9 protein-coding genes are annotated in these 12,956 nt (G+C 51.5%); 1 reads left to right on the forward strand and 8 read right to left on the reverse strand.

Annotated elements, in window-relative coordinates; translation table 11 throughout:
* Nucleotides 1–415 precede the first annotated feature (415 nt).
* The 4 genes from tyrS to HMPREF3164_RS00020 all read right to left on the reverse strand — a co-directional run bounded on the left by tyrS (nt 416) and on the right by HMPREF3164_RS00020 (nt 6,568).
* Nucleotides 416–1,720, reverse strand: coding sequence for a tyrosine--tRNA ligase (gene tyrS / locus HMPREF3164_RS00005; protein ID WP_070448392.1), 1,305 nt, complete (start codon nt 1,718–1,720; stop codon nt 416–418).
* A gap of 155 nt (nt 1,721–1,875) precedes the next feature.
* On the reverse strand, nt 1,876–4,194 hold the full coding sequence (locus HMPREF3164_RS00010) for a HelD family protein (protein ID WP_070448393.1): 2,319 nt from the start codon (nt 4,192–4,194) through the stop codon (nt 1,876–1,878).
* Between the two features lie 126 nt (nt 4,195–4,320).
* On the reverse strand, nt 4,321–4,866 hold the full coding sequence (locus HMPREF3164_RS00015) for an adenine phosphoribosyltransferase (protein WP_070448394.1): 546 nt from the start codon (nt 4,864–4,866) through the stop codon (nt 4,321–4,323).
* Nucleotides 4,867–4,963: 97 nt separating this feature from the next.
* A complete protein-coding gene (locus HMPREF3164_RS00020; RefSeq protein WP_070448395.1) occupies nt 4,964–6,568 on the reverse strand; it encodes an AMP-binding protein in 1,605 nt (534 codons plus the stop codon).
* A 256-nt stretch (nt 6,569–6,824) separates the two neighbouring features.
* Here HMPREF3164_RS00020 and HMPREF3164_RS00025 point away from each other — a divergent pair, with 256 nt between their 5' ends.
* Nucleotides 6,825–7,262 (forward strand): ankyrin repeat domain-containing protein, encoded by a 438-nt coding sequence (locus tag HMPREF3164_RS00025; protein ID WP_070448396.1) that lies wholly within the window; start codon nt 6,825–6,827, stop codon nt 7,260–7,262.
* 112 nt (nt 7,263–7,374) lie between these two features.
* On the opposite strand, the gene HMPREF3164_RS00030 is transcribed toward HMPREF3164_RS00025, so the two are convergent.
* From HMPREF3164_RS00030 to pheS, 4 genes are all read right to left on the reverse strand, one after another.
* The gene (locus tag HMPREF3164_RS00030) at nt 7,375–7,857 is read right to left on the reverse strand and encodes an arginine repressor (RefSeq protein ID WP_048751575.1); all 483 of its coding nucleotides are present in this window, start codon (nt 7,855–7,857) and stop codon (nt 7,375–7,377) included.
* Between the two features lie 258 nt (nt 7,858–8,115).
* Nucleotides 8,116–8,877 (reverse strand): hypothetical protein, encoded by a 762-nt coding sequence (locus tag HMPREF3164_RS00035; protein WP_004006298.1) that lies wholly within the window; start codon nt 8,875–8,877, stop codon nt 8,116–8,118.
* A 211-nt stretch (nt 8,878–9,088) separates the two neighbouring features.
* Nucleotides 9,089–11,641, reverse strand: a complete 2,553-nt coding sequence (pheT, locus tag HMPREF3164_RS00040) for a phenylalanine--tRNA ligase subunit beta (protein WP_070448397.1) — start codon at nt 11,639–11,641, stop codon at nt 9,089–9,091.
* A gap of 5 nt (nt 11,642–11,646) precedes the next feature.
* Nucleotides 11,647–12,774 (reverse strand): phenylalanine--tRNA ligase subunit alpha, encoded by a 1,128-nt coding sequence (pheS, locus tag HMPREF3164_RS00045; RefSeq protein WP_013398785.1) that lies wholly within the window; start codon nt 12,772–12,774, stop codon nt 11,647–11,649.
* Nucleotides 12,775–12,956 lie beyond the last annotated feature (182 nt).

Raw genomic sequence — 12,956 nt, forward strand, 5'->3', positions numbered from 1 at the left:
AAACACGCATGCAGAGATCATCATCAGCCGGTCATCACATGATAAATCACCGCAACCAACCCCACCCGGATCACAACCAGAAATGAAGTCCTCGCCGCGGCGACTCATACAACTATACACACCCACACCCACCACCGCAACCCAGTGGGTGATGAGATAGAACACTCATAAAAATACTAGTCAGATATCTATAAATTCTACAGTGCTGGTTGGGGGTGCGAAAGACCCCTAAGCTATGAAGCTCTTCACTGTTCTTAAAAAGCGCGTATTCCCGTCATGCCACCTCAAAAACTCGAATCGCTAAAATATTCTTTTCTCTTTAGGCCGCCGCACTGAAGATATAAATGAAGGGTTCCCATACATCGAACTGTGTGGAAACCCTTCAAGATCCTGTGGTAAACGGGAATAGTAAACTCTATACTACGGTAATCGCGCCCTGGTTTTTCTTGCCCCGACGCACGATTGCATACTTACCGTGCAAAAGCTGATCAGATGAGATCAGGGCATCTTCACCTTGAACCTTCACACCATTGACAGACGCGCCGCCTTCTTTCAGGATGCGTCGCGCCTCAGACTTGGAAGAGGCAAAACCAAGCTCCGTAAGCGCAGTAATCAGATCCAGCCGATCCGAAGAGAGCTCAACCGAAGGTAGCTCATCCATTACAGCCTGAAGAGTGCTCTCGTCCAAGGCCGCAAAGTCTCCCTTGCCAAAAAGGGCTTCCGAAGCCGCTATGGCCTGTTCCGTAGGCTCAACACCGTGAACAAGGGCCGTAACCTCATAAGCAAGCCGTTTCTGTGCTTCACGCTTGTACGCTTCGGTTTCGACCTTATGCTCGTATTCGCCAATCTCCGCACGAGTCAAGAAAGTAAAGACCTTCAAACGATCTATTACATCCGCATCAGCGGTATTAAGCCAGAACTGGTAAAAGGCATATGGAGAACACATCTCGGGGTTCAGCCAAATTGCGTTGCCTTCGCTCTTACCAAACTTCGTGCCATCAGAGTTTGTAATCAGAGGGGTTCCAATAGCATGAACGGTTTTTCCCTCGACCTTGCGAATCAGCTCGGTGCCGCTGGTGAGATTACCCCACTGGTCAGAACCACCGGTTTGCAAAGTGCATCCGTACTGACGGTTAAGCTCAAGATAATCCAAGCCCTGCAAGATTTGGTACGAGAACTCAGTGTAAGAAATTCCTTCTTCAGAGTTTAGGCGTTTAGCAACAATTTCCTTCTTGACCATCGTGCCCACACGAAAATGCTTACCAATATCGCGCAAGAAATCGATAGCCGAAAGCTGCCCGCCCCAATCCAAATTATTCACCATACGAGCCGCATTCTCGCCCTCAAACGAAAGAAAACGCTCAATCTGAGACCGTAGAGATTGAACCCATTCAGCAACGACTTCTCGGGAGTTAAGTACGCGCTCCGATGTCTGCCGGGGGTCTCCGATTAGGCCAGTAAAACCGCCCACCAGACCTAGGGGGTAGTGCCCGGCAAGTTGCAGACGACGCATTACCAAAAGCTGCACAAGGTGCCCCAAATGTAAGGATGCGGCGGTAGGGTCGTACCCGGTATAGAATGTAAGCTTTTCATCGCTCAATGCTTTTTCGAGTGCCTCTTCGTCAGTACTCACATGCACGAGTCCGCGCCATTTGAGCTCCTGCCAGATGTTCTCGAACGTGTCGTCATTGTGCTGCGCATTAAGGATGTCGGCAGACATGGTTCTCAATGTTCTCCGTTCCATGACATACGGTGTAGAAATATTTGATGCACAGAATACAGCCTGCACATAGTAAGTACACCCAAGATTGATAGTTATAGCCTAGCACTACGTCGCTACCTGCGATACATGCCAACACTACTTACAGGTCCACTTTACGACTGGGCAGATCCGGCTGCTTCAGCACCTAGACCTGCGGGCATTGAGGTTCCTACCAGATGAAGCCGCTGTGTGGGGCGAGTCATTGATACATATAGATCACCTACAGCACCTTGTGCATCATCAAGAAGCTGCTGCGGTTCCACGATGATGACAACATCAAACTCAAGCCCTTTAGCTTCCCAAGGAGTCAAAACAAGAACCTGATTTTCGACGGCGTCCTCAGCGGTTCCTGTACGATCCGCATGTGTTTCCATAACTGCACGCGCCACCTGTGTGTACTGGGCGGGGGAACAGACTACTCCGATAAGAGCCCCATCTCCTAGGGCAACCTCATCACTCACGTGCTGGACAGTCTCAGCAACCACGTGTTCCTGGGGCACCCGATGGATAAAAGGTGCCCATTGTCCTTCACGCACAGCACGAGGTGCTGACACTTCATACCCGGCTTCGCGTGCAACGGCGACCGCGGCATCCGCAATTTGCGCCGGGGTACGGTAGTTAATCGTCAATTCTTCAAGGGTAAACCGCTCCCCCACAAAAGGTTCAAGAGCCTGAGACCACGATGAAGCGGCAGAGGCTGAAGATGCCTGCGCAATATCTCCCACTACCGTAAACGATTTCATGGGGCATCGTCGCATCAGCAAACGCCATTGCATAGGCGAAAGCTCTTGCGCTTCATCCACAACAATATGCCCATAGGCCCAGGTGCGATCCGCCTGTGCCGCAGCTGCAGCAGTCATACGATTGATACCTACCTCGTTGAGAGCGGCGATCTGCTCGGCCGTAACAACGCCGTCTGCACCAATATCGGCGAGTGTCTGATGCACATTCTCAAGTGCTTTTGACGCATTCTCAAGGTTAGCTCGATGCTCAGCCTCTGCGCGCGCTGCTGCTGCCGCACCCGTGACCCGGGAGAAATCACCGAGAAGCTCCGCAGCTTCATCCAGTAAAGGAACATCAGCCTCAGTCAAAGGAGCATCGGCAGGGCGTTTGAGAAGTTCCCTTTCTGCCTCAGTAAAATTCTGAGTTGCGGACTCTAGATATTGCTGTTTCGAGAACAGAGAACGCACCAGCGTTTCAGGTGAAAGCGGCATCCAGGCAAGGTTAAGAGCACGTCGTACATCCAAAGAAGCACGCACATCATCTTGTAAATAAGGGCGCTCCACAATGCGACCAGCGGCTTTATTAAGCTGATCGTCCAGCACGCTCGTCAGTTCCTTAAGCAAAATTTTGACGAACGTCTCGCGAGCTTCATTATGTGGTTTTCCAGTAGCACGAGCTCGAGAACGTGCTGAACGTACCATCTGTGGAGTAAGAACAACATCAGTGCCCTCAACGTTGAGGCGCTGTTCCCGCTCAGGAACTTTTTGGCGATCTTCAACTGCTTTCTTGATTACCTCTACCATGCGCAAATCACCCTTAAGCCCAGCGATACGACGATCGTGCTCTGGTACAGCGCGAAGCCCAGGGTACAGTGTTGCCAAGGAAGCCATGACCACTCCGGTTTCCCCCAGAGAAGGCAGAACACGCTCAATGTACCACATGAATGAATGCGACGGTCCTACCACTAATACACCCGCTTTAGCGAGGCGTTCTCGATTTGTATACAGCAAATATGCCGCACGATGCAGAGCAACTGCAGTTTTACCGGTACCTGGCCCGCCCTGAACAACCCGAACGCCGGGCAGCTCGGAACGAATAATCGCATCCTGCTCGGCTTGTATGGTTGCGACGATATCATTCATCCGCCCGGTGCGTTTCTTATTTAAAGCCGCGAGAAGCGCACCTTCACCATGCAAAGTGTCGCTATCCTGAAGCAATTCGGAGTCGAACACCTCATCTTCGATGTTGGTGACGGTACGTCCCTCCAACATCAGATGCCGCCGACGCCGAACCCCTAACGGATTAAACGCCGTAGCCTGATAGAACGTGCCGGCCTCGGGGGCACGCCAATCCATCAAAAGCCGCTTCTGGTCGCTATCCATAATTCCTAAACGGCCGATATACCGAACCTCATCGGCTCCGTCTTTTGTAAGGTCAAGACGGCCAAAAACAAGCCGCGCATCCACTGCGTTAAGCTGGGCCAGGCGATCTTCGTAATGGGTGGCAAAAGAGTCCCGTTCGGAACGGTTTTGATGCCCACCAACCGCCTGATTCTTGCGAACATCCGCGAGTTTTTGTGAGGTTTCTTCCCGTAAATCATCTAGTCGTGCATAGATTTTTGCAACATGTTCGCGTTCTTGGGCAAGCTGCTGCGCAAAGACACGTGTAGCAACATTCTCGGAAACATTCTTAGATGTTTCTGCGGGCATAAAAACTCCTTTAACGGCATAACGCCGATTAACTCACGATTTACGGCGATGCCGAAAACAGAGTATCTATTTTACAGGGTTATATGCACGCTCAAAAGCTATGTCTATGTGCTTTGAGGCAGGACGTTACTCAGAAACTACACTTAAAGTTTCTACTCGGTATTGCGCCAGAGCTTCACGCCCGCCCAAGCCTTTGAGTTCCAAGAGAGTGCCAATTCCTGCTACTTTCAGCTCCGCACGTTCAATAAGCTTCGTGGCAGCCACCAGCGTGCCACCGGTTGCCAAGATATCGTCGAGTAGAAGCACGCGGGTTCCCGGTGCGAAATCATGACAGTGAATCTCGATAGCTGCAGTACCATACTCAAGCTCATATTCTTCGCGGTATGTTTCACGGGGCAGCTTACCGGCCTTACGTACCGTCATAATGCCTTTGCCGGAGGCATAAGCAAGCGCTGAAGCCATAAGAAAACCACGGGCTTCTACACCAGCGACAACGTCATAAGTACCTTCAAAAAGCCGTGCTATCTCGTCAATAGATGCTTTAAAAACCTCAGCGTTTGCAAAGAGAGTGGTGACGTCGTAGAACAGGATTCCCTGATGTGGGTAATCCTGAATGGTTGCGCATGCCGCCGGAATAAGCTCTTGCATGGATGCGAGCGCAGAAACGTTCATTACTCTCTCTTTCGGAGGTCAGCGGGTTTTGGGATCAGTCGATGTATGTTCGCCGCAGAATTAATGCGGCACGGTGGCTTTGACAGCCTCAAGAATTCTACCTTTTTTCGATAAACATGGCACGTAGTTCATGTTTAAGGATTTTTCCAGTGGGCCCCAACGGCATGGAATCTACAATTCGATAATGGCGCGGATACTTATAGGCAGCGAGTTTCTCACGCGCGAGAGTATCTAATTCTTGAATCAGCGATTCATCATCCTTGTGCCCGCGAGAGACGACAACAGCCGTAATCTCCTCGCCAACAAGCGCATCATCAAGACCAATAACGGCAACGGCTCGAACCTGCGGATGTGTCTGAAGAACATCCTCTATTTCACGAGGATAAACGGAATACCCATTACGCAGCACCATGTCTTTAATGCGGTCCACAATATAAATATTGCCGTTGTTATCCAGACGAGCTATATCTCCGGTGGCAAACCATGTACCGTCGAAAACCTCGTCCGTAGCCTGAGGGTTATTCCAGTATCCCGCCATGATATTTTCGCCCGAAACCCAAAGCTGCCCATGAGTTCCTGCAGGTAAAGACCGACCTTCATCGTCACGTATCTGCACCTGTACTCCCGGAAGCACGCGTCCGACGGAGCCAGTTACGTGCCCAAACTGGGCCTGATTAAAACTGACAACTGGTGAGGTTTCGCTCAGCCCATACCCTTCATATATAGGACAGGAGATTAACGCATCAAATGCACTGTGTGCAGATGCGGACAGGGGTGAGCCGCCAGAAATACCAAATCGGATGCGTCCTTTCAGCTGGCGAGCGTTAGACGGGTTTTCTTCGAGTGCGGCTATAAGCGCAGCATACATGCTGGGTACTGCTGCAAGAACCGTCACATCGGCTTGGTCGATGAGTTTGATTGCCTCTTCGGGGGTGAACCTTGGCAAAAGAGCGATGGATGAGCCAGCAGCGCATGCCGCGTTGAGGGTGACTGTTTGCCCAAATGCATGAAAAAGAGGTAAGCCACCAAAAATAATATCTTCAGCGGTAAATCCGAACACTTGAGCACAGCTTTGGGCATTACTCAGAATATTAGCGTGCGTTAGGGTCGCGCCCTTGGGCTTTCCTGTGGTTCCCGAGGTATAGAGAATAAGCGCCGGGTCCGCCGGGCTTACGGGGCATAATTTGAGTTCTGGTTCAGACGTATGGTCTGTTCCAAAGGGAGCTAATGAAGATTGAGGGTCTGCACTCGTGCCGCCTAATATCTCAAGATGCACGGTTCCGTCACACACGAGGGGCACTTGGTGTGCTTCAGCTGCTAGGCGGGTTCCTTCCCAGGCAAAGAGCACGGTAGCGCCGCTATCCTGCAGATGATGTTCAAGCTCGGCACCACTCAGCAGAGGGTTTAACGGAACACAGAGAGCACCGCTTGCCAGAATGCCATAGTATAGAGCGGGCATCAGGGGAACATTAGGCAAAGAGAGCGCTACTCGATCGCCTTCCTTCACACCACATTTTCGCAGATGTGTCTGTACCCGAGCCGCCGCCTGCCCCAGTTTTCGATATGTCACCGTAGCGATATTCGAGGAGGCTGAAAATACTAGCGCTGGAGTGTTCTCGTGTATGCGGCTTGCGAGCAGACGTGCAATATTGTGCGATGTTGCCGGTTCAGGGGCGGAGGCATTCTCAACAGTAACGGGCATCGTTTCTTTATTCCTGTTGTATGTTCTTGCGTAGCATGAAAAAGCTCTAACTCGGGGTAGTGCTAACAGCACAATATGGCGTTTGTTTAGCCTTCTCCATTCTAAACCCGTCAATCTCAGGCAAGGTTTACAGCATACCTATAAACCGAGCTTTTTACCTGTCACATTTATTCAACAAATTTGTATTCTGATAAATTCGTAATAGTATTTATGAATGAATCAAAATAAACGATAATCTCCTATGCAGGAAGCCTCCATGACCGATAACTCTTCAACATCATCTCAAGTCTCCCCTGAGCTAAAAGACCAAGAGCTCGAATTCCTCAATTCGATCTTTGACCTTGCCCGCAATAATAAGCCTATTGCGCTCCAGTCGCTCCTCGATCAAGGCATACCGGTAAATCTCACAAACTCCCACGGAGACACCCTCCTCATCCTTGCCGCTTACCATGAGCATGAAGAAATCGTGCGCGTTCTTCTCAAAGCGGGTGCAGACCTAGATCGTCTCAATGACCGTGGGCAAACGGCGTTAGTCTGCGCGGTATTCCGCGATAACCTCACTATCTCTCAGTTACTTCTTGATGCTGGCGCCAATGCGTCTTTAGGTACACAAACCCCTGCGGATGTTGCCCGGTTCTTCGACCTACCGCGTATGCAAGAACTTCTCGCTGCGGCAGCATCAACCGCTGAATAGCACAGAGGCAGTGGGAACAAACCATCACGTCTCAATTTTGCGCCCACCGCCTCATGCAAACCATAGCTTTACATGGCATTCAACGTATTTGAATATTCAATAAAGTCTTTTATTAGTTTGTAGACCATGCCAAGAAACTAGCTGCAAGTTCCTGTCCACCAGCAGGATCGCGGGATATTACCATTACGGTATCGTCCCCAGCTATTGTGCCAAGAATTGCCTCTAAGCCGCTCTGATCGATAGAGGACGCTAGGAATTGCGCGGCACCGGGTGGGGTGCGCAAAACCGTAATATTACCTGAGCCTTCCGCCGTGATAAGCAGCTCTTTAAAGAGCGAAATCATGCGTGCATCGGGAGCTGCCCCTCCCCCACGACGCGCAGGATAGTTTGGAACAGCATATATGAGACCAGCACCCTCATCACGAATACGTTCAGCACCAATTTCCACAAGATCACGTGAGAGCGTAGCCTGAGTAACTTTCATACCGTCATCGGTAAGATATTGCGCCAGCTCAGCCTGAGAACGTACACGGCGGGTCTGCAACAATTCCACGATACGTGCCTGACGCGCGATTTTTGTCGAGGGGAAAGGCATTTTGTCTTCTACTTCCTTCGGTTCCAACCACAGGTTGAGCCTAGTCACGGACCCCACGAGGTACCGCACCGCTCTCAATACTCAAAGATAATACATACACACATAATTATGCGACCTAAATATCGATTATGCGCAACTTTATTTGAAAACTTTTACGTTTCTAGCATACTTTGTGGACTTTATATCCTCTATTCCCGCATACAAAAGCGGAACCTGACCTCGCATATTCTACAAGGTCAGGTTCAGCCTACTACTGTGCTACTTTTGCCGCGACTCTACATCGTCCTGTGAAGATTCTTCCTCAACGATGTAGCCCTCATCGTCCTCTTCATAGTCGTCAGATTCCTCGAATCCGTCGACATCTACATAATCAACACGAGAGCGGCGATTAGACCATATGCCAAAGGCACATCCACCGATCAACACAACAAGAGCTAGCGCAAAACTACCCCAGCCAACGAGGTACTGCTGACCTACACTGCCCTGCTCAATCGCTTTAACGCTTCCTTTTTCACCGGTACGTACAACCTCAATCTGGTGGTCAGAGGTCTCTGCGACTAAAGCACTTACCTCACGGGGGAAATCCTGCGCATAGGTTCCAGTCTGCGTACCACGGAAATCGATATTTTCACCCGCATGGACCTCATAGGTGTCCTTCAGGTTTGAGCGATATTTCATGCCGTCGATGCGGTTATCCTTCGGCAGATTACCCTTATATTGCGCTACATTCGAGTCTGTTTCTAAATCGGGGGTCAAATCAACATAACTGCCTTCAATAACCCAGCTTTTGCCCTCGTATTCCGCGTCCTGATTCGCAGAGAAAAGCGCACGAACACCCACAACGCACAGAACGATTGCAACCACGATAGCCAGAAGTACGCTAAATACCGATACCCAGTTGATGTGGGGTCGTTCTTCGTAGTATTCATCGTCGGCATCGCTCATGCCGAAAAAATCATCCCTGGATTCTTCAGTACCCTCGTAATCGACGTCTTCGTATTCGTCATCACGCTGTGTCATGCGCTCTCCTTATCGTGTTTCCTGTACTAGGGTACCGGTGCCTTAGCCTTACGGAAAGTTAAGACGTGATAGAACCTTCACAGAGTGACGATTTTCTAACGCTCACCTACAACTTGGCAAGTACATAACTCGTATGAACACATAGCTAACGCCCCTTCTGATCCACGTAACGGGCGAAGGGGCGCTAGTGATGAACTATGCCATAGTGTGTCTACACACGCGCCACAGCCCCAAAGCGTTCCACGGCAACAGCAACCGCTGCCTCACGCGAAGCGCTTGCTTCTTCAGCAGTGAGCGTGCGATCAGGTGCCCGGAAGCGCATAGCAAACGCCAATGATTTTTTACCACTCTCGACACCCTGACCACGATAATCATCGAAGACTCGCAAATCTTCGAGCAATTCCCCAGCGCCATCACGAAGAGCCTGAGCTACCTCAGAAGCAGGAATATTCTCATCGACCACAAGAGCAACATCCTGAGTAGCTGCCGGATAACCGTAAATAGGCGATGCCTGAGGCACACCCGAGCGGGAAGCAAACAGTTCAGTAAAGTTCACCTCAAAAGCACAGGTACGTTCAGGGAGATTCTCGGTCTGCAGGAGCTTCGGATGCAGCTCGCCAGCATAACCAATAGTTTGTCCGTCCTGCGTGCGGAGCTGCGCGGTTCGTCCAGGATGGAATGCCTGATGGGTTCCTTGGGCAATCACAATCTCAACACCTAAAACATCCGCTATGAGGCGTGCCGCATCCAGCGCATCGCGCCAGTCATAGGCACGAGCCTGAGTGCCAGGCATTGGCTCGTGTTCGGCGCCAGCAAATAGGCCACTAAAATACACAGGCTGCTCGGGGATACCCGCATTCAAATCCGCAAGAACCTCATCACTGGGCCGTTCACCCAAAGGAGGGATACTAGCGGAGCCCTGTCGTTCACCAGGAATAAAAACGCGGCCAGCTTCAAAAATCTTCAAGTTTTTGAAACCGCGCGAGAGATTCCGCTGCAAAACCTCTGTTAAACCGGGCAGGAGCGAGCGACGCAGCCATCCCTCAGCAGAAGAAATTGGGTTCGCTAACCGTACCGAGTTCACTTTTTCGCCAGCGGTTGGCGAAGACCAAAGATTATTCGCTTCCTCCGAGACGAAGGGGTAAGCGAAAACCTCGGTCAACCCAGCTGCCGCGAGCGCATTAGCAGCTCGCCGACGGGCGGCTTGTTCCGGAGTATATCCGTGACCTGCGGGAGCGACGGGTAGAGTGTACGGAATATTCTCGTATCCATCCAAACGAGCAATTTCTTCCGCTAGATCTTCCGGAGCCAGCAAATCATTACGCCACGAAGGAGCTTTTACGGTGTATCCCGTCGCGGTCGCCTCAACCTCACATCCTATTTCTGTGAGAGTATTGACGATCTGTTCGGGTGAGTACTCCACCCCGATGCGGTTCTTCACGTAATCCCGGGGAAGGTCGATGACCACTGGATCGCGAGAAATCACGACATCGGTCACCCCCGCATCTGCAACTCCTGCTGCGAGCTCGACAAGTAGCTCAACTGCACGCTGGGCAGCCGCTGGCTGAAGTTTTGTATCGACCCCGCGTTCAAAGCGTTTAGATGCCTCAGAGATCAGCTTATGGCGACGGGCAGTACGCGCAATAGATACCTCATCGAAACGCGCCGCCTCGATCAGAATATTCTTCGTCTCAGCCGTAACCTCGGTAGAAGCACCGCCCATGACACCAGCAAGACCGATAACGCCGGAATCATCGGTAATCACGATGTCCTCTGGATGCAAGTCGCGTTCAACGCCGTCCAAAGTCGTCAGCTTCTCCCCTGCGACTGCTCGGCGCACAATGATTTCTCCCTGTACCTTATCGGCATCATAGAAGTGCAGCGGCTGACCAGTCTCAAGCATCACGTAATTGGAAATATCAACCGGCAGCGAGATAGAACGCACACCCGCTAAGCGCAAGCGTGAAGCCATCCACGTGGGTACTGGCGCGGTTGCATCCACACCATTAACCTGGCGCATGGTGAAGCGTATAGTTGCCGGGTTATCGTGAATTGGCGCGGAATCCTCTAGACGTACCGAGATGCCTTCAGAGTTAGCCTTGGGGGCGCGAGCGCCGTATTCCAGAACGAAGTCGTTAAAAGAAGTTCCGGTCGCATGCGCATATTCACGGGCAATACCGCGAATCGAAAACGCATATCCGCGGTCGGGAGTCACATTAACCTCTGCTGCTTCGTCATGCAGACCCAAAAGTTCCAACGCATCGGAACCAAGTTCCGGGTCAAGACCCAGCGTAGAGAGCACCAAAATACCACCGTGATCTTCACCAATCCCCAGCTCTCGGGTAGAAGCGATCATACCGGCAGACTTGTGCCCATAGGTTTTGCGGGCGGTAATGGCGAAGTTTCCGGGCAGTACGGCGCCGGGAAGAGTTACTACGACTTTGTCGCCGACCTTGAAGTTGTGGGCACCGCAGATAATACCCTGCACGCCGGATTCTTCAATGCCTTTGCCGGTGAGAGTCTGTGTTTGTCCTTCGGGAACTACGCGCACCTGGCACCAATTCACGGTCTTGCCGTTGGAGTGAGTTTCGGGCTCCAGTGAAAGCACCTGACCGACCACGATGGGACCGGAAATCTCATCGGTAGGACGATGAACATCCTCTTCCTCTAGACCTACCTTCACGAGAGTTGCAAGAACGTCCTCAGCCGAAGCATCCGCGGGAACAGGCGCAAATTCGCGCAGCCATGATAGGGGTATACGCATAGTGTCTAAATCTCCATCCCGAACTGTTCAGAGAAACGGATATCGCCCTCAATCATGTCGTGCATATCAAGGACATTATTACGGAACATGAGGGTACGCTCAATACCCATGCCGAACGCAAAACCCGAATATACATTGGGGTCAATGCCAGCGGCACGTAAAACATTGGGATGCACCATGCCGCAACCGCCCCACTCAATCCACTGGGGCCCGCCTTTCGCGTGGGGGTGCCATAGGTCGAGCTCTGCAGAAGGTTCCGTGAAGGGAAAGAAGTTCGGACGCAAACGAATCTTCGCGTCCTCACCAAACATTGCACGCGCCATATATTCGAGAGTGCCCTTCAGATCAGCCATGGTCAGTCCCTTATCGACTGCCAAGCCTTCAATCTGATGGAATACTGGAGTGTGCGTAGCGTCAAGCTCATCTGTGCGATAAACCTGACCAGGGCACACAATGTACAGTGGCAGCTCACGGGTAAGCATGGAACGCATCTGTACCGGAGAGGTATGGGTGCGCAAAAGAAGATGCGTTTCTTTAGGCTCTACATAGAAAGTATCCTGCATCTCGCGTGCCGGATGATCTGGCTTAATATTCAGGGCATCGAAGTTATACCACTCGGACTCTAGTTCCGGTCCATCGGCGACTTCCCAGCCCATACCCACGAAAATATCGGTAAGTTTTTCCTGCATCAACGCAACAGGGTGACGCCCACCCAATGAATGGCGTGCTGTGGCAGCGGTGACATCTACCGCTTCTTCCGCAAGGATGCGCGCCTCGCGCTCTGCCTCAAGTTCTGCGGTACGGGCCTCAATAGCCTCGGTGAGTGCCGCACGCGCCTGTCCCAAAAGTTTACCGACCGGCCCCTTATGTTGGTTTTCAAGGTCACGCATCTGCCGGTTGGCAAGGCTTAAGCTGCCTTTATCGCCAAAGAATCCAAGACGTACTTCCTTGAGCGAGTCAAAGTCTTGCGCGTGCTCACGCAGAGCTTTCTGCGCGCGTTCACGTTCTGCCTCGAAGGCTTCTCGAACGGTTTCTAAACCGTTCTCAGGGTTCTCTTTTAAAACCTGTGCAATACGGGCAAGAATGTGCGCTGATTCGGGCGCGTTCTCATGTTCCTGCACGGAATCGGTCATAACTACTCTTCTCTGCATTTGTGCATTGTTCTCACCAGGCGGGCGCGCCGCAGGGCACGCAGACACGCGCTATCTTTCTAGTTTAGTGCAGTTGGAGTCTTCTTTCACGATAGCTTGTGTCTATAGGCCCTAGGCATGAAAAACTACAGAACATTCTCCCGATCAGAGTAGCCGAAAGCTTT

The organism is Rothia sp. HMSC08A08, from assembly GCF_001808385.1.
GTDB lineage: Bacteria > Actinomycetota > Actinomycetes > Actinomycetales > Micrococcaceae > Rothia > Rothia dentocariosa.

Bases quoted from the DNA above. Each gene is read 5' to 3' on its own strand.
- HMPREF3164_RS00020 (WP_070448395.1), bottom strand. From the start codon at position 6,568: ATGCCCGTTACTGTTGAGAATGCCTCCGCCCCTGAACCGGCAACATCG.
- HMPREF3164_RS00030 (WP_048751575.1), bottom strand. From the start codon at position 7,857: ATGCCTTTCCCCTCGACAAAAATCGCGCGTCAGGCACGTATCGTGGAA.
- pheT (WP_070448397.1), bottom strand. From the start codon at position 11,641: ATGCGTATACCCCTATCATGGCTGCGCGAATTTGCGCCTGTTCCCGCG.
- HMPREF3164_RS00015 (WP_070448394.1), bottom strand. From the start codon at position 4,866: ATGAACGTTTCTGCGCTCGCATCCATGCAAGAGCTTATTCCGGCGGCA.
- pheS (WP_013398785.1), bottom strand. From the start codon at position 12,774: ATGACCGATTCCGTGCAGGAACATGAGAACGCGCCCGAATCAGCGCAC.
- HMPREF3164_RS00035 (WP_004006298.1), bottom strand. From the start codon at position 8,877: ATGACACAGCGTGATGACGAATACGAAGACGTCGATTACGAGGGTACT.
- HMPREF3164_RS00025 (WP_070448396.1), top strand. From the start codon at position 6,825: ATGACCGATAACTCTTCAACATCATCTCAAGTCTCCCCTGAGCTAAAA.
- tyrS (WP_070448392.1), bottom strand. From the start codon at position 1,720: ATGTCTGCCGACATCCTTAATGCGCAGCACAATGACGACACGTTCGAG.
- HMPREF3164_RS00010 (WP_070448393.1), bottom strand. From the start codon at position 4,194: ATGCCCGCAGAAACATCTAAGAATGTTTCCGAGAATGTTGCTACACGT.